Origin of the sequence: Streptomyces sp. NPDC088116 (genome assembly GCF_044741745.1) — a bacterium.
Classification (GTDB): Bacteria; Actinomycetota; Actinomycetes; order Streptomycetales; family Streptomycetaceae; genus Streptomyces.
This window is the reverse complement of sequence record NZ_JBIUTF010000001.1, coordinates 559354-579756: the sequence shown is the minus strand read 5'-3', so window position 1 is coordinate 579756 and position 20403 is coordinate 559354. Positions and strand designations below refer to the sequence as shown.

Annotated in this window: 23 protein-coding genes; 12 read left to right on the top strand and 11 right to left on the bottom strand. The window is 68.3% G+C overall.

The window, feature by feature from the left end:
- Window positions 1-100: 100 nt before the first annotated feature.
- Window positions 101-697 carry a hypothetical protein gene (locus ACIOJD_RS02520; protein WP_401907826.1) on the bottom strand — a complete coding sequence of 199 codons (597 nt, stop codon included), beginning with the start codon at window positions 695-697 and terminating at the stop codon, window positions 101-103.
- Between the two features lie 387 nt (window positions 698-1084).
- On the opposite strand from ACIOJD_RS02520, the gene ACIOJD_RS02515 reads away from it, so the two are divergent.
- A complete protein-coding gene (locus tag ACIOJD_RS02515; protein ID WP_401907825.1) occupies window positions 1085-1669 on the top strand; it encodes a dihydrofolate reductase family protein in 585 nt (194 codons plus the stop codon).
- 43 nt (window positions 1670-1712) lie between these two features.
- Window positions 1713-2165, top strand: a complete 453-nt coding sequence (locus tag ACIOJD_RS02510) for a DUF6304 family protein (protein WP_401907824.1) — start codon at window positions 1713-1715, stop codon at window positions 2163-2165.
- A gap of 192 nt (window positions 2166-2357) precedes the next feature.
- Here ACIOJD_RS02510 and ACIOJD_RS02505 read toward each other — a convergent pair whose 3' ends face one another.
- Window positions 2358-3128, bottom strand: coding sequence for a hypothetical protein (locus tag ACIOJD_RS02505; RefSeq protein ID WP_401907823.1), 771 nt, complete (start codon window positions 3126-3128; stop codon window positions 2358-2360).
- A gap of 127 nt (window positions 3129-3255) precedes the next feature.
- Entirely contained in the window at window positions 3256-3918 is a 663-nt protein-coding gene (gene snpA, locus ACIOJD_RS02500) for a snapalysin (RefSeq protein WP_401907822.1), read from the bottom strand.
- Window positions 3919-4109: 191 nt separating this feature from the next.
- On the opposite strand from snpA, the gene ACIOJD_RS02495 reads away from it, so the two are divergent.
- Window positions 4110-5096: a LysR family transcriptional regulator gene (locus tag ACIOJD_RS02495; RefSeq protein WP_401907821.1), complete on the top strand. Its 987-nt coding sequence runs from the start codon at window positions 4110-4112 to the stop codon at window positions 5094-5096.
- Window positions 5097-5184: 88 nt separating this feature from the next.
- Here ACIOJD_RS02495 and ACIOJD_RS02490 read toward each other — a convergent pair whose 3' ends face one another.
- Entirely contained in the window at window positions 5185-6531 is a 1347-nt protein-coding gene (locus ACIOJD_RS02490) for a diacylglycerol/lipid kinase family protein (RefSeq protein WP_401907820.1), read from the bottom strand.
- A gap of 205 nt (window positions 6532-6736) precedes the next feature.
- Between ACIOJD_RS02490 and ACIOJD_RS02485 the strand changes: the two genes are divergently transcribed.
- Window positions 6737-7135, top strand: coding sequence for a RidA family protein (locus ACIOJD_RS02485; protein WP_401907819.1), 399 nt, complete (start codon window positions 6737-6739; stop codon window positions 7133-7135).
- Between the two features lie 26 nt (window positions 7136-7161).
- On the opposite strand, the gene ACIOJD_RS02480 is transcribed toward ACIOJD_RS02485, so the two are convergent.
- Both ACIOJD_RS02480 and ACIOJD_RS02475 read right to left on the bottom strand, forming a co-directional pair.
- Window positions 7162-7725, bottom strand: coding sequence for an adenine phosphoribosyltransferase (locus ACIOJD_RS02480; RefSeq protein ID WP_401907818.1), 564 nt, complete (start codon window positions 7723-7725; stop codon window positions 7162-7164).
- 270 nt (window positions 7726-7995) lie between these two features.
- Window positions 7996-8442: a bifunctional 4-hydroxy-2-oxoglutarate aldolase/2-dehydro-3-deoxy-phosphogluconate aldolase gene (locus tag ACIOJD_RS02475; protein WP_401907817.1), complete on the bottom strand. Its 447-nt coding sequence runs from the start codon at window positions 8440-8442 to the stop codon at window positions 7996-7998.
- A 371-nt stretch (window positions 8443-8813) separates the two neighbouring features.
- Here ACIOJD_RS02475 and ACIOJD_RS02470 point away from each other — a divergent pair, with 371 nt between their 5' ends.
- From ACIOJD_RS02470 to ACIOJD_RS02450, 5 genes are all read left to right on the top strand, one after another.
- Entirely contained in the window at window positions 8814-9512 is a 699-nt protein-coding gene (locus ACIOJD_RS02470) for a dual OB domain-containing protein (RefSeq protein WP_401907816.1), read from the top strand.
- Entirely contained in the window at window positions 9509-10123 is a 615-nt protein-coding gene (locus ACIOJD_RS02465) for a DUF488 family protein (protein ID WP_401907815.1), read from the top strand. Before ACIOJD_RS02470 ends, ACIOJD_RS02465 begins: the two co-directional genes overlap by 4 nt.
- Window positions 10120-10557 (top strand): DUF488 family protein, encoded by a 438-nt coding sequence (locus tag ACIOJD_RS02460; RefSeq protein WP_401907814.1) that lies wholly within the window; start codon window positions 10120-10122, stop codon window positions 10555-10557. The genes ACIOJD_RS02465 and ACIOJD_RS02460 overlap by 4 nt, the downstream gene beginning before the upstream one ends.
- A gap of 675 nt (window positions 10558-11232) precedes the next feature.
- Complete coding sequence (locus ACIOJD_RS02455; protein WP_401907813.1) at window positions 11233-12228, top strand: XRE family transcriptional regulator; 996 nt, start codon at window positions 11233-11235, stop codon at window positions 12226-12228.
- Window positions 12225-13043 (top strand): class I SAM-dependent methyltransferase, encoded by an 819-nt coding sequence (locus tag ACIOJD_RS02450; protein WP_401907812.1) that lies wholly within the window; start codon window positions 12225-12227, stop codon window positions 13041-13043. Before ACIOJD_RS02455 ends, ACIOJD_RS02450 begins: the two co-directional genes overlap by 4 nt.
- 135 nt (window positions 13044-13178) lie before the next feature.
- Here the strand turns inward: ACIOJD_RS02450 and sodN are convergent, their stop codons facing one another.
- Window positions 13179-13574, bottom strand: a complete 396-nt coding sequence (gene sodN, locus ACIOJD_RS02445; protein ID WP_401907811.1) for a superoxide dismutase, Ni — start codon at window positions 13572-13574, stop codon at window positions 13179-13181.
- A gap of 150 nt (window positions 13575-13724) precedes the next feature.
- On the opposite strand from sodN, the gene sodX reads away from it, so the two are divergent.
- A complete protein-coding gene (gene sodX / locus ACIOJD_RS02440) occupies window positions 13725-14138 on the top strand; it encodes a nickel-type superoxide dismutase maturation protease (RefSeq protein WP_401907810.1) in 414 nt (137 codons plus the stop codon).
- Here the strand turns inward: sodX and ACIOJD_RS02435 are convergent.
- Window positions 14045-14671: a CGNR zinc finger domain-containing protein gene (locus tag ACIOJD_RS02435; protein ID WP_401907809.1), complete on the bottom strand. Its 627-nt coding sequence runs from the start codon at window positions 14669-14671 to the stop codon at window positions 14045-14047. The genes sodX and ACIOJD_RS02435 overlap by 94 nt on opposite strands.
- Before the next feature lie 88 nt (window positions 14672-14759).
- Here ACIOJD_RS02435 and ACIOJD_RS02430 point away from each other — a divergent pair, with 88 nt between their 5' ends.
- Entirely contained in the window at window positions 14760-15584 is an 825-nt protein-coding gene (locus ACIOJD_RS02430; protein WP_401907808.1) for a class I SAM-dependent methyltransferase, read from the top strand.
- 89 nt (window positions 15585-15673) lie between these two features.
- Here the strand turns inward: ACIOJD_RS02430 and ACIOJD_RS02425 are convergent, their stop codons facing one another.
- The 3 genes from ACIOJD_RS02425 to ACIOJD_RS02415 form a co-directional block, all read right to left on the bottom strand.
- A complete protein-coding gene (locus ACIOJD_RS02425; protein ID WP_401908895.1) occupies window positions 15674-16426 on the bottom strand; it encodes an amino acid ABC transporter ATP-binding protein in 753 nt (250 codons plus the stop codon).
- A 5-nt stretch (window positions 16427-16431) separates the two neighbouring features.
- A complete protein-coding gene (locus tag ACIOJD_RS02420; RefSeq protein ID WP_401908892.1) occupies window positions 16432-17310 on the bottom strand; it encodes an amino acid ABC transporter permease in 879 nt (292 codons plus the stop codon).
- Window positions 17311-17552: 242 nt separating this feature from the next.
- Window positions 17553-18509 carry an ABC transporter substrate-binding protein gene (locus ACIOJD_RS02415; RefSeq protein WP_401907807.1) on the bottom strand — a complete coding sequence of 319 codons (957 nt, stop codon included), beginning with the start codon at window positions 18507-18509 and terminating at the stop codon, window positions 17553-17555.
- A gap of 547 nt (window positions 18510-19056) precedes the next feature.
- Between ACIOJD_RS02415 and ACIOJD_RS02410 the strand changes: the two genes are divergently transcribed.
- The gene (locus tag ACIOJD_RS02410) at window positions 19057-20277 is read left to right on the top strand and encodes an NADP-dependent malic enzyme (protein ID WP_401907806.1); all 1221 of its coding nucleotides are present in this window, start codon (window positions 19057-19059) and stop codon (window positions 20275-20277) included.
- The last annotated feature ends 126 nt before the right edge of the window (window positions 20278-20403 follow it).

The following is a 20403-nucleotide window of genomic DNA, read 5'->3' as shown; positions in this document are numbered from 1 at the left end:
CCGTCGATTCGTCGATCCGGCGGGAGGCCAGGCCCCTGGGCCGACCGGACAGTCGTGAGAGCCGTTCCCGGGCCGGCCGGGCACGATCGTCTTCCGGCACTCAGGCAACCGCCGGCACGTTCCCGGCCGCACGACGGCGATTCCAGTACGCGACGGTCAGTACGGCCAGCAACGGCCCCCACAAGGCCAGCGGCACGTAGCAGAGATAGAACCAGGCAACCTCCCAGCCGCCGGCCCGGCTCGGGGCGTCGGCCGACAGGACGTCGCCGCGGATCGTGGTGCCCCTGATCTCGGAGACGACGAACAGGACGCTGAACAGGACAGTGAGGATCGTGGCCCCGGTGGTGGCCGGGACGATCGCCGCCTTCATCGGGACCCGGCGGCCGCGCAGGACCGGAATCCAGCGCGGGAACACCTCGCCCCAGCGGGCGATCAGGCCGAACGCGGTAAACGCGAGGACTTCGGACAGGACCGACAGGAAGACGATGTACGCCCGCTCGCCGATGCCGATCCCGTCGTCGAACGCGGCCGGGAGCCGCCAGACGCCGGCAGGCAGGACGGCGAACGGCACGGCACAGGCCGCCAGTCTTATGCGTCGGGACACTCCGTCGACGGGCTCGTGGGCCCTCCGCCATGCGGCGCGGAGTCGTCCGGGGCGGACGGCAGACGGTTCTTCGGCGTGCCGGGAGGGCTGCATGTTCGCTCCTCGGTCCCGTGGGCGGGGGCTGACCCGTTCGGTATTGAAGGTCCCAGTCGCGGGGGCGGCTGACCCGTTCGGTATTGAAGGTCCCAGTCGCGGGGGCGGCTGACCCGTTCGGTATTGAAGGTCCCAGTCGCGGGGGTCGTCGCGAATCGCCCTGCGGGCTGACCCGGCTGCGCAGTTCGGTTTACGGAGAGGTGCGACCGAAGGATGACGGCAGGCAGCGTGCGGCCGTCACGAAGCGCTCTCCCGAAGCCGCTCGGGTGCAAGCCACTTGCACAACCACTACGGCTGGAGCACTATGGCTGGAGTGGTCAAGTGTCCCCCAATGGTGCACCCGGCCGTTCCGTCCGTTTCCTGTCGTTCAGTGCCCCGGAGGTCCGCTTGCGCAAGCTCACTTACTACATGGCCGCATCGATCGACGGATTCATCGGAGATCCCACCGGGGACGGGACGTCCTTCCTGCGGTACGTGGACGAGGAGTTCTTCGCGTTCCTGAAGGCGGAGTACCCGGAGACGATACCGACCCACGGTCGTCAGTCCTTCGGTATCGACCATCTGGAGAACCGTCACTTCGACACGATCATTCAGGGCAGGGTCAGTTACGACATCGCCCTGGAGGCCGGTGTCACCAGCCCGTACGCGCACCTGCGGCAGTACGTCGTGTCGCGGAGCATCAAGGAGAGTCCGGACCCCGCGGTCGAGATGGTCTCCGGCGATGTGGTGGAGAAGGTCCGGGAACTCAAGGCGGAGGACGGCGAGTTCGGGATCTACCTCTGCGGCGGCGCCGATCTGGCCGGGCAGTTGGCCGGTGAGGTCGATGAACTGGTCATCAAGACCTACCCGTCGGTCCTCCGTTCGGGAATGCCCATGTTCGCGGCGGACTTCCATATCGACGAGTTCGCGCTGGACTCCGTGCGGGCCTTCGGGAATGGCGTAATCGTCACCACGTACAGCCGGAAGAAGTGACCCCTGCTGCGGCGGAAGATCTCGTACCGCTACAGTCCGCGCCATGACAGCGGAGTCGGCGGAGTCGACGGATACATGGGCGGGTTGGTACCGGGACGGCCGGGGGGCCGAAGCGATCACCCTCACCGCGGGTGGGCAGCGAGTGCGCACCCACATAAGGGGAGTTGAATACCAAGGGGCGGATTTCGCCACCCTGGCGGCGGTGGAGGCAGGCGAGGTCCTGGCGGCCTGCGTCATGGAGTGGGACATCCCGCTGCCCGTCAGTACGGACGGTACGGCCGAACAGGCCACACTCAGCTGCCTGTTGGCGCTCGGTGAGCGGGAGTCCGAGGGGCCCGTCGGGCGCGCCGAACTGAGCCTGACGCTGCACTTCGGCGGCGCGGCCTACGCGTCGGGCATCGCCGGGGGCGGTTTCGAGGAGGCGCTGGGGCGTATCCGGCGCCAGCTGCCGGCCGGTACGGAACTGGGCGGGAAGCAGTTGGTGGAGGCCTCCTGAGGTTCTGCCGGGACCCGGATCACGTGGGCGGAACCGTGCGGCGCTCGGCATGCGGCGCCCGGTGCGCGACAGTCGGGCCGGGGCCGCGTTCCTGAGCTTTCGAGGACACGGCCCCATGGCTCCGCCACGAAGGACGATGGCGCATCGGGGCCGGTCCGGTTGGGCCCTGTCCGGGCGCCCGGACACCTGGAGTCACCTGTCCGGCTGTGATCCGTCCGACCGTCCCCCGTCCGGTGGTGAATCGTCCGGCGGTGATCCGTCCGGCCGGTCCTCCGGCCGCTGCACGGACTCCTCCGTCCAGCCGTTGTCCACGGTCGGATTGTCGTCGTGGAGGACGAACTCCTCCCGGACGTCGACCGGCCGGTAGCCCGCCGCGATCAGGCTGTCGAGCAGCGCGTCCACCCGGGCGCGCGCCACCGGTCGGCCGACGCGCCGGGCGAGTTGTGTCACGTAACGCTCCTGGACGCCGCCGGGCAGGATGTGGCGCGCGGTGCGCGAGACATGCGCGGAGTGCCGCTCGGCGACGGCGGCCAGCCGTTTCGTGTCGTACGGGATCGGCAGCCGCAGCTTGAGGCGGTGTTCGAAGTGGCAGTGCGCGGGGAACGCAGCCGCCTCCGCGTCGGTCTGCGGTACGCCCTCGTTCCACGGCGCCGCCTCGATCTTGGTCCGTACGACGGTGAACCCGGCCTCCGCGAGGCGCGCGGCACACTCCTCGGCGGCGCGTCGCTGTTCGTCGAGGCTGCCCGTGCCGTACAGGGTGAGCGTCGGCCGGGAGGGCGTCCGGCCGCGGTCCAGGACGGTCGCGGTGAAGGCGAGGCCGTGGTCGGCGGCCCAGTCGCGGAGCGAGACGACCGTGTCCGTGCGGTGGTCGGCCCGTACCGTCAGATGTGTTTCGAAGTCGCCCTCGATGGTGCGGTCAAGAGCGCGGCGGGGTGATGCGCCGGGGTCCGTACTGAAGTCCACCGACTGACGTTACCAAGGGGGACAAGGGAAGGGGCGCCCCCATGATGCGATTTCGGGGCGCCCCTGTCGAGCTGCTGAGGTGACCTGAACCCCGGAGTCGGGTTCGCGGAGGTCAGGTACCCGCAGGTCAGGAAAGCTTGGCCAGGGCGGCCGCGAGGCCGTTCGCCCACAGGGTGTTCACGCGGGCGCGCTCCGCCGAGTTCGGCTGGGCGTTCTGGCAGGAGGTGCCGGGGCCGCCGCCGGACATCAGCTCGCTGCACGGGCCGGTGTAGTGGTCCGGGAGGCCGAGCACGTGGCCGGTCTCGTGCGCGGTGACGCGGGTCGAGTTGTACTGCTGGTTCTGCGCGTAGTCCAGGAAGATGTAGCCCGAACCGTGGCCGTTGGTGCTCGCGTAGGAGCCGCGCGGGTCATTGCCCTCGCGGTAGGTGAAGTCGGCGTTGCTGCCCGCCTGGAGCTTCACGTTGGAGACGGCGCTGTTCCAGATGGAGGTGCTGCTGGCTATCTGGCCGGCGAAACTGGGCGCGGCCGAGGCGTTGTAGACCACGGTGACGGCCTGCACGCCCGGGTTCGCTGCGCGCTTCTCGGCGACCGACTTCAGGACGGCGTCGAAGAAGGCCTTGTTCGCGGCGGCCTCTTCCTTCGAGCCGTTGTACGCGGCGTACGAGGAGGTGGCGTCGGCGCTGGTGGGGGCAGCGCCGGTGGTGGCGGAGGCCGGGGCGACACTGAACGCGGTCGCGAACGCCAGGCCCATTCCGCAGATGGCGGACATCACGGTCTTGGGGTGTCTCATGTGGGGGGCTCCTGCTCGTCCGGTGGAACGGATGGGGATACCGGAGAGTCTCGGGGAGTTCACCTTTGCGCGGATGATGTCAAAAGCCGATAGCACCAACGCATCACTTGGCCGATTTTCTACGAATGCGGGGCCAATTACTGCGTTTTGGGGATCTGGTGCGGCTCAGACGGCGGCTCTACTCTCTGGGCATGGAGCTGGAGGTGAGGCACCTGCGTGCCCTGTGCGCCATTGCCGATACGGGCAGTCTGCACAAAGCGGCCAGGCAGCTGGGGATGAGCCAGCCGTCCCTGACGACTCAGCTGCGGCGCATCGAGAACTCCCTGGGCGCGGAGCTCTTCTCCCGTGAACGCACCGGCTGTCGGCCCACCCCACTGGGCCTGACGGTGGTGAGCCGGGCCCGTCCGCTCGTCTCCGAACTGGCCGCGCTGGTCGCCGAGGCGCGGTCGGCGGCCGGCGGGGCCGACGGTCCGAGGCTACGGATCGGCTCCACCGCGAGCCGGGCCCTCGTGGGCTGGCTGCGCCGGCTCAGACGCCGGCTGCCCGGTACGGACATCTCGCTCCATATGGACGCCTCCGCCAACGCGTTGCTGCGGGCGGTCGCCTCGGGCCGGCTGGACGTGGCCTTCGTGCACGAGGTGGAGGGCTGCCCGCTGACCGTCCCGGACGGACTGGAGAGGCGCGTACTGGTCGACAGGGAACCGCAGTTCGTCTGCATGTCCCCGGACCACCCGGCCGCCGCGCACCCGGTCGTGGAACTCGCGGACCTCGCCGAGGACCGCTGGATGGTCGACCCCACGGTGGACGGTGAATGGGACGCGCTGCGCCGCGTACTGGGCGCGGCGGGGCTCAACCCGTCGGTGCTGCACGGCGATTACCAGACGGCGGCGTCATTGATCGCGGTCGGTGAGGCGGTCGCGCCGTGCCAGCCCACCTCGGGGCCGCGCGACGACATAGCCATCAGGCCGCTGCGGGACGATCCGCTGGCGGTACGGCTGCTGTTGTTCTCGCGGACGGGCGGGGGCGCCGGGGACGAGCCGACGAGCGGAGGGCTCATCGAGGCCGGTGTGTTCGCGGACCTGGCGGAGGCGTACCGGGAGGCGGCGCTGCGGGTGGTCGGCTACCGGCAGTGGCTGACCCGCAACAAGAGCCCGCTGCTGCATGCTCCGGCGGCGTAAGGGGCCCTGAGGGGGCCTTAAGGGTCTGAGGGGCGAGGGGGCCTGAGAGTCCGAGGGCCTTGTGGGCGGGCTCAGTGACCGTGGCGGCTCAGTGACCGCGGCGGTTCACCGCCGTGCGGCCCACCGTCGCCGCCAGTTTGCGCAGCCGCCGCCACTCCAGGGGCGGCTTCACCGCCGGGACGCCCGGCCGGTTCCGGGGGACCCGTACCCGAAGGGCTCCGGGCTCGATGCGACAGCGCACCGGGGTGGGAAGGACCAGCGCCTCTCCGTCGACGCCGACCTCGATCTCCTCCCGGTCGGCGTCCACGGCCACCTGGCGGGTCGTCAGGACTGTGAGCCCGGCCGACTGCGGGCCCCGCAGCAGTCCGGCGGCCTCGGCCGCGCTGTCCACCGTGACGCCCAGGACGCCCAGGACGCCGGAGTCCAGCCGTTCGCGTCGGCCGAGACCCGCCGGATCCTCCGTGCGGTACGGGTTGTTGCTCACCAGCAGGGCCTGGGGCCCCGCGATCGTCGTCTCCCCGGTGTCCGCGACGAGCCGGGCGCCCTGCTGACGCGTCAGCAGATCGGGCAGCAGGTCCAGGGTGGTGCGTACCTTGTCGTCGCGGTAGGACGGGCTCTGCACCACCGCCGCGTACGCGCCGAAGGAGGCGTTGTTCACGAAGGGGTGTTCACCGGCGAAACCGAGGTCGACATGGAGCTCGACACCGTCGGTGAGCGCGTCCAGGCAGGTCGAGGGGTCCTCTCGGTCGAGGCCGAGGTCCATCGCGAAGTGATTGCGGGTGCCCGAGGAGATCACCAGGAAGGGAGTGCCGCACTGCGCGGCGACGGCCGCGACCAGGGCCTGTGTCCCGTCCCCGCCGGCCACGCCCAGCAGGTCGGCACCCTCGGCCACGGCCGTACGGGCCAGTTCGGCGACGTCCTGCCGGTGGTCCGGGTCGAGCAGCACGACCTCAGCGCCGAGCCGTTCCGCCTTCTCCCTGAGACCGAACCTCGCCACCTTTCCGCCCCCGGAGCGCGGATTCATGATGAGGAAGGGGCGCCGGGGAGCGGGCACGTGATGTTCCGTCATCCCCACGGGACGCGCGCCGGTGCTGCTGAGCGCGGCCCGCCCGCTCCAGACGGCCACCACCCACAGCCCGCAGCAGACCAGCACCAGCCACAGCAGATTCGCGGCGTCGAAGAATCCGATCACGCAGACCGGTGCCGCCACGGCCAGCACCGCCGCCGCCACCCGGGCGGCCCCCCGGCGGGTCAGCACCCACCAGACGGCGGCAACCGCGACGGCCATCCCGGCCAGTCCCGCCCCGACCAGGACCAGACTGCCGGTCCCCGCGAACACCAGCGGCAGTAGCATGGCCAGCGCGGCGGCCGCCAACGACACCCGCGCCGACCAGCGCTGCGCCGCATGGGCCCGCTCACCGAAATCCACAACCACGGCTTCTCCCGACGATCACGCAGTCCAGGTGGCCCCGCGGTCGGCCCACGTGATCACACACCCAACAGCCCGACATCGTAGGGCCGCCGACAGCGCCACGGCCATCGGCGTCGCGGACCGAGACGTATGGACATGTACGTCGTACGGCTGAGCACGCGGGGCTCCGCAACCGTACTCAGTGGCAGACAGCTGAAGGAGCGATGAGATGACTCACCGTATGACCGTGCCCGGTCTGTTTCCGCCACCCGACTACGCGCATACGGCGATAGTCGAAACGGACCGGCGTCTGGCCTTCCTCGCCGGGGCCGTACCTCTCGACGGGGACGGCAAACTCGTGGGGCCCGGCGACTTCGTCGCCCAGACCGAACAGGTCCTGGACAATCTGGAGACCGCTCTGGCCGCCATCGGGTGCGGGCCGGCCGACGTCGTCAGCACGACGGTGTACGTGGCCACGTCGGATACGGCGGATCTCAGCCGCGTCTGGGAGGTGGTCCGCGCGGGCGGCCTCACCCTGGGCCCGCACACATCGACGTTGCTCGGCGTCTCGTGCCTCGGGTACACGGGCCAGCTCGTCGAGATCACGGCCGTGGCGGAGGTCCCCTGAGCGTCCGGCCCGTCACATCCGGCGCGTCACATGGGGAGCAGCGCGGTCAGCGGGGCGTCGCCCAGCGCCGGGGCGAGCCTCTCGCGGCCCTTCAGGAAACGTAATTCGATGAGCACGGCCAGGCCGGCCACGGTGGCACCCGAAGGCCGCATGAGGTCGAGCACGGCCTCGGCCGAGCCGCCACTGGCCAGCACGTCATCGATGACGAGTACCCGGTCGCTCGGGGAGAGCGCGTCCTCCTTGAGCTCCACCGTGTCGGTTCCGTAGGCCAGTTGATAGGTACGGGAGCGGACAGCGCCGGGCAGCTTGCCCGCTTTGCGAGCCGGTACGAAGCCGACGCCGGCCCGCGCCGCGGCGGCGGCGCCGAGGATGAAGCCCCGGGCCTCGATGCCCACCACCGTGGTCGCCTCGTACCGGTCGCACAGCGACACGAAGATGTCGGTCAGCGCGCCGAAGGCGACGGGGTCGCCCAGCAGCGGCGTGATGTCCCTGAACAGCACACCGGGGATGGGATATTCGGGTACTTCATGGATCCGCTTACGCAGCAGATCGAGCGTGGCTTCCTCGAAATCGGGACTCGTCGTGGTCATCACGGACTCCTGGTGAGGGAACGCTCCCCTCCGGCCCCCTCCGGCGGTCGCCCGACGCGGTGGCTGGAAGGGAGGCACGAACGGCGTACGGGCAGGAGATCCCAGAGGCCCCTGGAACGCACGGGACTACGGGGTATCACTGGGACACCCGTTACTTCTCCAGGAAGTTACTCCGGTTCTGCCCGAAGACCAGACCGCCGACGCTATTGACATGAGCGACGATCCGTTCATGACGGTCCGTTCACGGTGAATCTCCGGCCGCCACGGCCTTCACCGGTCCGCCTGTCCCGCGATCGCCTCGATGAGCCGTGGGAGTTGTGCGAACTGGCCGGGGTCGGCCAGTGCCGACCCGAGGGACACCGCCGCGGCCCCGGCCCCGAGAAATTCCATGGTGTTGGCGAGATTCATGCCGCCGGTCGCGACGAAGCGCGCCTGGGGGAACGGGCCGTGCATCGAGGCGATCAAGCCCGGACCGAGGTCGGCCGCGGGGAACGCCTTGAGCCAGCCGAACCCGAGGGCCTCGGCCTGCTGGATCTCCGACGCGGTCGCGACGCCCGGCAGGTGCGGCAGGCCCGCCGCGAGAGACGCCTCGGCGACCTCGCGGGAGAAGCCAACCGCCTCAGAAAGCTCGTGACCTCCTGGGATACGTACGACCTCGGCGTGCTCGCGGAGCTGGTCAAGGGCTGGCGGGGTCGGCGATGATGTGTCGGCAGGCACGGTCTTCAACTCGGGTCACCCGGCGTCGAGAAGTTCATGATCTTGGAAGCCATGCCCTGTCACGCTCCGGGCCTCGCCCCTGACCTGACGGTCCACCAGGAACCGAGCGTCACGCGACTACGTCGATGCACCGGACAGGGCCAAGTCGGCCGACTGCTCCGTGTGGTGCCGGCCAGCCGGCCTGGGGGCGAAGCGCACCACGACCTTATTGAACATCGCGCTTGCCTGAACGGCGGACGGGTGTCGTACCCCCGTCGTAGGCTCTTGGATGGCTCGCGGAACTGACAATCCATTGCGCTTGTCGTTGCTTCGTGTAGGTGCGCTGCGCTTCCTTCCCGCAGGAAGGCGATGCATCAGATTTGGGGGTACACATGGCACTGAAAAAGACACTCGTGTGTCTGGCAAATTCTCGCAAACTTTGGGGCCGGTGTGTGGCAGGCATGGTTGACGACGATTCAGGAGAGTGGGTACGCCCGGTCAGCGCCCGCCCGAACCGCGAAGTCTCCGCTCGCGAAAGGCGGTACGAAGATGGAATGGAGCCGAATGTTCTCGATATTGTCTCGGTGCCGCTTCTTCGGCCACAGTCGCACAACTTCCAGAGCGAGAATTGGCTCCTTGACCCCGATTGCTACTGGCAGAAGACCGGCAGGGCCGGGTGGAGAGGATTACTGAGCTTGGAACAGAGCCCCAGTGAGCTGTGGATCAACGGGTCCAGTACCTATCATGGAAATAATGACCACATCCCGATTGAAGAATCTGTCACCCTGTCGGACTCGCTCAAGCTGATACGCGTCACCGACCTGACGTTACATATGCACGTCCCCGGGGCGATGTTCGGAGATAAGAAGCGGGTTCTGCGCGCCCGTTTCTCTTACAAGGGACATGAATATATACTGCGGGTGACCGATCCCGAATATGAGATGGATTATCTGGCCAAGCCGGAAGGGGCCTACGAACTGGGTGAATCTTTCCTTACGGTGAGTCTCGGTGAACCATTTGAAGGCTACGTCTACAAATTAGTGGCAGCCATTATCGAACGAGCGAAGATCCAAACAGGTGGTAGGCGATGACATCTCGTACAGTATTCACTGTCGGCCACTCCACGCACAGCAGCTCAGATTTCCTGAGTCTGCTGCAGAAGCATGGAATCACGGCGGTCGCCGATGTGCGGTCGATGCCCGTCAGTCGATTCACGCCCCAGTTCAACCGATACGCCGTGGAGCGCATCCTGTCCGACATCAATATTAAATACGTCTTCCTGGGAAAGGAACTGGGCGCGCGCACCGAAGACCTCACCTGCTATATCGACGGACGGGTGCGGTACGACCTTCTTGCCCGGACCTCGGATTTCGCCAGCGGCATCAAACGTCTGCGAAACGGTTCGCAGAGCGAACGAATCGCCGTCATGTGTACCGAACAGGAACCACTCGACTGCCATCGTTGCGTGCTCGTCGCGCGATCCCTCGAAGGGGACGGGATCGCTGTCGAACATATTCATGGCGACGGGCACATCGAGGACCATGCCTCGGCAATGCGACGCCTAATGGCTAATTTCGGGTTGGACCAGGAAGATCTTTTCCGGACCTCGGCCGAGCGCCTCCAAGACGCTCTCGACCGTCAGGAACAACGGATCGCTTATGTCGATGAGGAGCTTCGCATCGACGGGACACGGGGAAGATGAAACTTTACACCATCGGGTTTACGAAGAAGTCCGCCGAAAAGTTCTTCGAGCTGTTGCGCGAAGCTGGAGTGACAGCACTGGTCGATGTTCGACTCAACAACGTCTCGCAACTGTCCGGTTTCGCCAAGCGTGATGATCTGAGGTACTTCTTGGGTGAGATCTGCGGTGCGCAGTACACCCACCGTACCGAGCTGGCCCCGACCAAGGACATGCTCGACGCCTATAAGAAGCGGGATGTCGGCTGGGCTGCCTACGAAGAAAGATTCCTCGAATTGATGAAGGTGCGTCAGATTGAGGAAACCATCCGGCGGGAATCGCTCGACAATGCAGTCCTGCTCTGCAGCGAGGACAACGCGCAGCATTGCCACCGCCGACTGGTCGCGGAATATCTCGCACAGCAGTGGGGTGACGTCACAATCGAGCACCTGGCGTGAGCGGAGGCGCTGCGGTCACGAGCCGTCCCACAATCACAGTCGCCTGAGTCGGCGCTGCTGGAGCCGCTCTCCGTAGGCCGTCAGCTCGAAGATGAGCGCCATCCTCAGCCCGTTCACTCCCGCGAAGATCAGGCTTCCTCCCCCTGGTTCCCCGGGGCGAGGAGGGCGGACAGGCACAGATCTTCCGAGCCGTTCACAAGTCAACCGACGTCGAAGTCGCCTTCAAGCGCAGAACATCGCAGCGAGATACCCCCGCCGCTCGGATGGGGCGAGAGATTGAAATCTCTCAGCTGCTTGGCCAGCACGCGCACTACATGCCCATCCTTCGACTCCAACCCTGTAGATGGGTGGCTGGTCATGTCGATGGCGCAGGCTGCCGCAGAGCAACGGCACGACAGTCTGAGCGACCCTGTGCGGCTGCGAGTTAGGTTGCGCCGCCTGGCCGGACGGGCAAGGAGATTGGGCGCTACGCGCGAGGCGCGTATTCCGGTCCCGTACACCCGGAAGTACCTGGCTCAGGTGTTCGGCATCCATGTCTCGGTGCTCGACCGAGCAGTTGTGTTCAGCAAAAGCCGACGGAGCAGTCAGGGCACGGCGGTTGCTCGACAAGAGGTGCCGAGATGGCCGACAGCTCGTCCACATACCGCGTTGGGCGACGTCTCGGCGGATGCGGTGGTGTCGGCAGAGTTTGCCCGGTTCGTCGCGCAGCGCAACGTCGATGAGTTCGTCGTCGAGCAGGTGGAGATCGACGTCGCCCGGCTCGCCCGTGCCTATGTCAGCCACCCGCTGCTGGAGTTGTACGCCGAGATCAAGCGGCTGAGGGACGGGGCGTTCGAATTGCTGCGTGGGCGTCAGCGTTCTCGGCACACGGCCGACCTGTACGTCGCCGCCTCCCGGCTCTGTGGTCTGTCCGCGCACGTCTGTCTGGACCTGGGTGACTACGACTCGGCGGCCACCCACGCCCGAACCGCCAGAGCGTGTGCCGAGACGGCCGGGCACGAGGGGATGCTGGCCTGGGTGCGGGCGGTGGAGTCCCTCATCGCCTACTGGACCGGGCGGTACGAGCAGGCGGCCAGGCTCGCGCAGGCCGGCCGTCAGCACCGGGCGGGCGGCAGCATCGGGGCTCGGCTGGCGAGCCTGGAGGCACGTGCCCTGGCGATAGTAGGCAACTGGGCGGGCGCGGAGGCCGCCCTGGAGGCCGCGGAGCGGTCCCGTGAGGTGATGCCCTGCCATGACGATGTACCGGGGATTTTTTCCTTCCCGGCAGCCAAGCAGTTCGCGTACGCCGGGACGACCCACTTGGCCCTGGGCGGGCGCGAGCACGTCCAGCAGGCCATCGTGAGCGCGGATACGGCGATCCGGCTGTATCGCGGCGTGGAGGACGACGACCAGTCGGTCGGCGACCTGTTCGCAGCCCATGTCGACCTCGCCCGCGGCCATCTGCTCCTCGGCGACCTGGACGGCACCGAGGCGATGCTCGGCTTCGTCCTCGACTCCCCGTCGGAGTGCATGTCGGCCAGTGTCGTGCGGCGGCTCACCGCTCTCGGCCGGGAGTCGGGCGGGCCGCAGTACGGTGGAGCGGCGCAGGCGGCCCGCCTGCGCGAGCGACTTCAGCACACGGCCGTCCTCGCGGCGTTACCCGCCGCCCGTCCTCCGGAGCCGCCGACGTGACCGACCTGTCCGCCGCCCATGATGCCGCTGTCACCGACCGGGGCCGCCTCGCCGGGAGCGCTTACCGCAGTGACCGGGACCTGGCCGCGCGTCAGTCGCTCTATGAGTGGCAGACGCCCCGCCACGACCTGCCGGGCATCGTCGCCGGGCAACTGAGCGGCGTACGCGGGCGCGTGGTCGACACCGGCTGCGGCAACGGCAGGTTCATTCAGCGGCTTCGCGAGGAACGGCCCGATCTGGCCCTTCTGGGTCTGGACATCGCTCCCGGCATCCTCGCCGGTGTCCCAGGCCCGGTCGCCGTGGCAGACGCCACCCGCCTGCCGCTGGCCACGGAGAGCGTCGCTGCCGCATTGGCGCTGCACATGCTCTACCACGTCCCCGACATCGCCCAGGCGGTCAGGGAACTGTCCCGAGTGGTTGCCCGCGACGGGCTGGTGATCGCCTTCACCAACAGCGACCGGGACAAGGCCGAACTCGACGACCTGTGGCAGCGGGCCGCCGGAGATGTCCTCGGCACCGGACGCGGCCCGGCCCGCATCTCGCTCAGCGCCCGCTTCTCCCTGGAGAAGGCCCCGGCCTTCCTCGGCGAGGAGTTCGGCCGCGTGGAGACGATCGCACTGGACGGCACCATTACGGTCCACGATCCCGAGCCCGTCATCGCGCACATGGCTTCCTACCGGGCGTGGGCGGACCAGCACGACGTACCGTTCGACGCGACCATCGAGCGGGCCCGCGCCCTCCTCGCCGACCACATCGCCCGGAACGGGGCATTCGAGATCAACTGCGCGGGCGGCATCCTGGTCTGCCGGCGCTGAGCGGAAAAGACCGCCCCGGCCGAAAAGACCGCACCCGGCCCCCATGGACGCCGTGATCGGCGGCCTGTGGACCGGGTGCGGACAGATGGGCGATTCGACCCGCGAGAGTGCGGGGCAGGCCGCCTGGGCCGGGGTTCAGGCCTTCTTGGTCTCCCAGAAGATGTCGGAGATCCGGCCGATGAGGTCCAGGGCCTTCTGGCCCGTCGCCGGGTCCGTCGAGCCCTTCGCCGCCGACAGAGCCTTCAGGGCGTCGTTGACCAGCTGGTGCAGCTCCGGGTACTTCTCGAAGTGCGGGGGCTTGAAGTAGTCGCTCCACAGCACCGAGACGTGGTGCTTGGCGAGCTCGGCGCGCTGCTCCTTGATGACCGTCGCGCGCGCCTGGAAGTGGCTGTCGTCGTTGCCCTGCATCTTCTCCTGGACGGCCTTGACCGACTCGGCCTCGATGCGGGCCTGGGCCGGGTCGTACACGCCGCAGGGGAGGTCGCAGTGGGCGCTGACCTTCACCTTGGGGGCAAACAGGCGGGAAAGCATGGAGCGGTCCTTCCTCGTGATCGTCTTCTCAGGTGGGACATTACTCCGTGAGAAGCCTGATTCCGCGAGTGCCCCCTAGGGCTTAGGGCAAAAGTCCGGGGTCGGGTGGGACTGCGGGCGGAACGTACCGTGGGATCGGGAGGGTGCCGGATGACGGAGCACGAGCGGGAGCCGAGAGTGCCGTTGGGGATCGCGGAAGTGATGGGTCCGTCCATGTACCCGACGCTCAAGCACGGGGATCAGCTTCTGGTGCACTACCGCGCCCCCGTGAAGCCGGGCGACGTGGCCGTGCTGAAGCATCCGCTCCAGCAGGATCTGCTCATCGTGAAGCGGCTGGTGGAGCGGCGGGACGAGGGCTGGTGGGTGCTCGGGGACAATCCGGGCGCCGAAGGGGACAGCCGGGTGTTCGGCGCGGTGCCCGAGGAGTTGCTGCTGGGGCGGGTCAGGGCGCGTTACCGGCCGCTGGGTGATCAGCGCTCGGCGCGGGCGCTGGTCTCCTGGCTGGTGTCGGCTGTGCGTCCGGTGCCGGCGCGTTCCGTCTCCAGGCGTTTGCGGGCGCGGTAGGCGGCGACGTTGGCGCGGGTCGCGCAGCGGTCCGAGCAGTAGCGGCGCGAGCGGTTGGTGGACGTGTCGAGATAGGCGTTACGGCACGGCGCCGCCTGGCACAGGCCGAGCCGGTCGACGCCGTACTCCGTGAGATGGAACGCCAGGCCCATCGCCGCGGTCGCCGCGTATCCGGCGGTCGCGTTGGAGGGGTGGTCCGCCAGGTGCATGTGCCAGCGCGGGTGGCCCTCGTCGTCCAGGACGTCGTGCCCGGAGATCTGCGGGCTGACCGGGAACTCCAGCAGCAGTGAGTTGAGCAGGTCCACCGCCTGGGTGGCCTCGCCCGCGTCGGCCGCGGCGAAGACCCCGCGCAGCCGGGCCCGTACCGAACGGAAGCGGGTGACATCCGCGTCGGTGGCGCGGCGGGCCGCCTGGGAGCTGGATCCGAAGAGGGCCCGGACCGCTTCGACCGAGGTCAGGGTGTCCGTGCCGCGGGCCGGTTCCTCGGTGTTGACCAGGCGTACGGCGGAGTCCGAGTAAGAGGCCAGTTCCACTTGTAGTCCTTACGGGGGAGCGCTAGGGTCGTTGTCGCGTCGAAGTAATGGCTGCTGATGCTTCTAGGGTATTACGGAGGAGGGTTCCATGACGGGGACAGGGGTGGGGACGGGGAACGGGACAGACACGGCGACCGAGGGCACGGGGGCCGCGGCGGGGACCGGTGCCGGAACGGACTGGGCCGGCTGGCAGGAGAGCTGGGACCGCCAGCAGGAGTGGTACATGCCCGACCGCGAGGAGCGCTTCCGGGTCATGCTGGACATGGTCGAGGCGGCGGTGGGGCCCGCGCCCCGGGTGCTCGACCTCGCGTGCGGTACGGGAAGTATCACGGACCGGCTGCTGCGCCGGTTCCCGGGTGCCACCAGCACCGGCGTCGACCTGGACCCCGCCCTTCTCGCCATCGCCCGCGGATACTTCACCGGGGACGACCGCGTGAGCTTCGTGACCGCCGACCTCAAGGACCCGCACTGGCCGGGGCTGCTGCCGTACACCTCGTACGACGCCGTGCTCACCGCCACCGCCCTGCACTGGCTCCACGACGGACCGCTGACCATGCTGTACGGGCAGGTCGCGGGGCTCGTCAGGGGCGGCGGCGTGTTCATGAACGCCGATCATATGAAGGACGAGTCCACCCCTCGGATCAATGCGATCGAGCGCGCCCACCGGCACGCTGTCATGGACCGCGCCAGGGCGGCCGGAGCCCTCGACTGGGCGGACTGGTGGGACCTCGCGGCCAAGGACCCGGTCCTCGCCGGGCCGACGGCCGAGCGCTACCGGATCTTCGGAGAGCACGCCGACGGCGACACGCCCTCCGCCGACTGGCACGCGCGGACGCTGCGCGGAGCCGGTTTCGCAGAGGTCCGGGCCGTCTGGTCCTCGCCCTCCGACTCCCTCGTCCTCGCGCTCAAGTAGCGGCCAAAGGGGCGACGCGGATATCCGGAAGAGCCGTACGGACAGCCGGAGGGGCGGTACGGACCTCTCCGTACCGCCCCGCACCGCGCCTACAGCACCTTCGACAGGAACGACTTCGTACGCTCGTGCCGCGGGTTCGTCAGCACATCGCGCGGGTGGCCCGTCTCGACCACCACGCCGTCGTCCATGAAGACCAGCGCGTCGCCGACCTCGCGCGCGAACCCCATCTCGTGCGTGACCACGATCATCGTCATGCCGTCCTGCGCCAAGTCCCGCATGACATCGAGGACATCGCCCACCAGCTCGGGGTCGAGCGCCGACGTCGGCTCGTCGAAGAGCATCAGCTTCGGCTCCATCGCCAGCGCGCGGGCGATCGCCACCCGCTGCTGCTGGCCGCCGGAGAGCTGCGACGGAAAGTTGGCGGCCTTGTCGGACAGGCCCACCCGGTCCAGCAGCCGCTCGGCGCGGGCGCGGGCCACCGCCTTCGCCTCGCCCCGTACCTGTACCGGCGCCTCCATGACGTTCTCGATCGCCGTCAGGTGCGGGAAGAGGTTGAAGCGCTGGAAGACCATGCCGATGTCCCGGCGCTTCCTGGCGACCTCGCTGTCCTTGAGTTCGTACAGCCTCTCGCCCCGCTGGCGGTAGCCGACCAGCTCGCCGTCGACCGAGAGCCGGCCGGCGTTGATCTTCTCCAGGTGGTTGATGCACCGCAGGAAGGTCGACTTGCCGGATCCGGAAGGACCGATCAGGCAGAAGACCTCCTGCGGGGCGACCTCCAGGTCTATGCCCTTGAGGATGTGCGCGGCGCCGAAGGACTTGTGGACGCCCTCGGCCTTGACCATGGCTGTCACTGGGCACCTCCCGAGGGACGGTTGCTGAAGGAGGCGAGGTTGACCTTGACGCGCTGGAGCGGGGTGAGCGGCAGACTCCGCTGCGAACCGCGCGCGTACCGGCGCTCCAGGTAGTACTGGCCCACGCTGAAGACACTGGTCATCACGATGTACCAGATCGACGCGACGAAGAGCATCTCCATCACGGCGTACGAGGTCGAGCCGATCTGCGACGTCGAGCGCAGCAGTTCGTTGTAGGTGACCGCGTACACCAGCGACGACGTCTTCAGCATGTTGATGAACTCGTTGCCGGTCGGCGGAATGATCACGCGCAGCGCCTGCGGCAGGACGATCCGGCGCATGGTCTTCGCCTGGGTCATTCCGAGCGCGTGCGACGCCTCCGTCTGGCCCTCGTCCACCGACTGGATGCCCGCCCGGCAGATCTCCGCCATGTACGCCGCCTCGTTCAGCCCGAGTCCCAGCAGGGCGCACATGAACGGCGTCATGACGTCCGTCATCTCGTCCTTGTAGATGAACGGGATGTTGAGGATCGGGAAGATCAGGGCCAGGTTGAACCAGAGCAGCAGCTGTACGTAGACGGGCGTGCCGCGGAAGAACCAGATGTAGAGCCAGGACACCCAGCTGGTCACCGGGTTCTTGGAGAGCCGCATGACGGCCAGCACCACACCCAGGACCACGCCCAGCACCATCGCGAGCACGCTGATCAGCAGGGTGCGGCCGGCGCCCGTCAGCACGCTGCGGTCGAACAGGGTGCCCGAGACCGCGTTCCACTGGATGTTGCCCTGCGAGAAGGCGAAGACCAGCGAGGCGAGCAGGAGGATCACGACCACGCCGCTGACCCAGCGGCCGTAGTGGCGGACCGGGACGGCCCTGATGAGATCCGGCGGTGGGCCCGCGGCCGGGTTCTTCGCGAGCGAGGTGGAGGTGGAGGCGGCGGCGGTCGACGGTGATCCGTCGGCGGGCACCTCGGACGCCTTCGTCCGCGGCACCTCTGCCCGAGGCGTCTTCGCCTGCGGCACCTTTGCCTGGGGCGCCTTGTCAAACTTGTCAGTCACGGTGACTGCCCTTCAAACACGTCGGCTTCGGCGGAGCGTGCGGTCGTGTGCCGCCCGTGCGGTCACTTGCCGCCGTTGACGACGGCCTTGTCGATCGCTCCGCTGGTCGCGCCCCACTTCTCCAGGACCTTCTGGTACGAACCGTCCTTGATGATCGCGTCCACCGCTTCCTTGAGCGCGTCCCGGAGCCCGGTGTTGTCCTTGTTCACCGCGATACCGAAGGGGCCCGCGTCGACCTGCTCGCCGATGACCTCGAACGCCTTGCCGCCGTCCGCCTTGCGGGCGAGGTCGACCGCGACCGGGTAGTCGTTCACTCCGGCGACGGCACCGCCCGACTTCACCCGGGTCTGGGCCTCGGTGTCGTTCTCGAAGGACTGGATGGTGATGGCCTTCTTGCCACCGTCCTTGCACGCCTTCGACTGGTCCTGGAGCGCCTTCTCGTACGTGGTGCCGCGCTGGACGGCGGCGGCCTGGCCGCACAGGTCCTCGATGGACTTCAGGCCCTTCGGGTTGCCCTTCTTCGTGTACACCGCGGTACCGGCGAGGAAATAGTCGACGAAGTCGACGCCCTTGCCGAGCTTCTTGCCCTTGTCGTCGAGTCCCTGCTGGCGCTGCTTCGTGTCCGTAATGGAGGACATGGCCATGTCATGCCGACCGGTGTTGAGAGCCGTGATCAGCCCGTCGAACGAACCGGAGGTGAACGTGAACGTGACTCCCAGCTGCTTGCCGAGCGCCTCGGCGATGTCGGGGTCGACGCCCACGATCTTGCCGCCCTCGACGGACTCCATCGGGGCGTACTCGGCATTCGTGCCGACCTTGATCACGCCGGACTTCTGGTATGAAGCCGGCAGCTTGTCGAAGAGAGGCGCGTTGGACGTCTTCGTGTCACCACCCGTCGACCCGCCGTTCGTCTGATCGCCGCAGGCGGTCAGCAGCATGGCACCCGCGACCGCGATCGCGCCGATCGCGATGCCTCTGGACTTCGCGGCGGCCGTACGACAGGTGAAGCGTGCGGTCATGATCGGGGTCCTCCGGCAGGTGAGCGGGCTGCTAGGTGGCCGAGCACGCGTCTTCGAGTGTCGCGACCTTGTGTGATGAGTGGCATCCTGCCATTTGGACTGGCCCATTCAGGGGACCGGGCATGTCAAAATCGGGTAACGGGACACCCCCCACTTCCAACATGGCGGTACATCAGAACCGGACCATCCGTTGGAATGCTTCCTTCCGGCCGGAGGATCTTCGGCCGATATCCGGTCCTGGACGTGATTCATGCCGAGTGTCCAATGTGTCCGGACATTCGGATATGAGTCATCTCACCGTGCGGACACGGTGTCGTGGCCGGTGCCTTCCGTCAGGTAGGAAGGACGATTACGCCCCTTACCCGGGGGTCAGGGCGCGTGTGCGGCGCGCCCGCGCGTACGTATCCCAATTCGCCGGGCGAGCCGATCGTCCGGGCGGAAAGCCGGGCGGGCCGACCGTCGGGGCGGGAAACGCACGTGGTGCCCACCCACCCCTCCTCGACCAGGAGTGGCCACCCTCAACTGATGCCTTAAGGGGTTACAGACAATGGCAGCGGAGATCGTAAATCCTCTCAGCGACAGCGCTTCCGGCGGAGCGGAGGGCGCCCCCGAGGAGCCCTTCGATCCGGCCTTCGCGCTGCACCGCGGCGGCAAGATGGCCATCCAGGCCACCGTGCCGGTGCGTGACAAGGACGACTTGTCCCTCGCGTACACACCTGGTGTCGCCAAGGTGTGCAGCGCGATCGCCGAGCAGCCGGAGCTGGTGCACGACTACACCTGGAAATCACAGGTCGTCGCCGTCGTGACGGACGGTACGGCGGTGCTCGGACTCGGCGACATCGGACCGGAAGCCTCGCTCCCCGTGATGGAGGGCAAGGCGATTCTGTTCAAGCAGTTCGGCGGCGTCGACGCGGTGCCGCTGGCGCTCGCCACCACCGACACGGACGAGATCATCGACACCGTCGTGCGGCTCGCGCCCTCCTTCGGCGGGGTCAACCTGGAAGACATCTCGGCGCCGCGCTGCTTCGAGATCGAGCGCAAACTCCAGGAGCGCCTGGACATCCCCGTCTTCCACGACGACCAGCACGGCACGGCCGTCGTCACGCTCGCGGCCCTGCGGAACGCGGCGAAGCTGACCGGGCGCACGCTCGGCGAGCTGCGCGCCGTGATCTCCGGCGCGGGCGCGGCCGGGGTCGCCATCGCCAAGTTCCTGCTGGAGGCGGGCGTCGGCGATGTCACCGTGGCCGACCGCAAGGGGATCGTCAGCGGCGACCGCGACGACCTGACCGAGGTCAAGCGCGAGCTGGCCGAAATCACCAACCGCGCGGGGCTCTCCGGCTCGCTGGAGACCGCGCTGTCCGGCGCGGACGTCTTCATCGGGGTGTCCGGCGGTACGGTCCCGGAGGCGGCGGTCGCGGCGATGGCGCCGCAGGCGTTCGTCTTCGCGATGGCCAACCCGGACCCGGAGGTGGACCCGGAGATCGCGCACAAGTACGCGTCGGTCGTGGCCACCGGGCGTTCGGACTACCCGAACCAGATCAACAACGTGCTCGCCTTCCCCGGCATCTTCGCCGGCGCGCTCCAGGTGCGGGCGTCCCGGATCACCGAGGGCATGAAGATCGCCGCGGCGAACGCGCTGGCGGACGTGGTCGGTGACGAACTGGCCGCGGACTACGTCATTCCGTCGCCGTTCGACGAGCGGGTCGCGCCGGCCGTGACGGCGGCCGTGGCCGCGGCGGCACGGGCCGAGGGCGTCGCGCGCCGCTGAGCCGTCCCCGGCGCGGGCGCGGTGGCCGAGCTGCCCGCCCGCGGTGTCGGCGTGGGCCGTGTCGTACTCCTTCTCCTTCGTGAGGGGGTACGGCACGGCCTTCTCCGTGAAGGGGTACCGCACGGC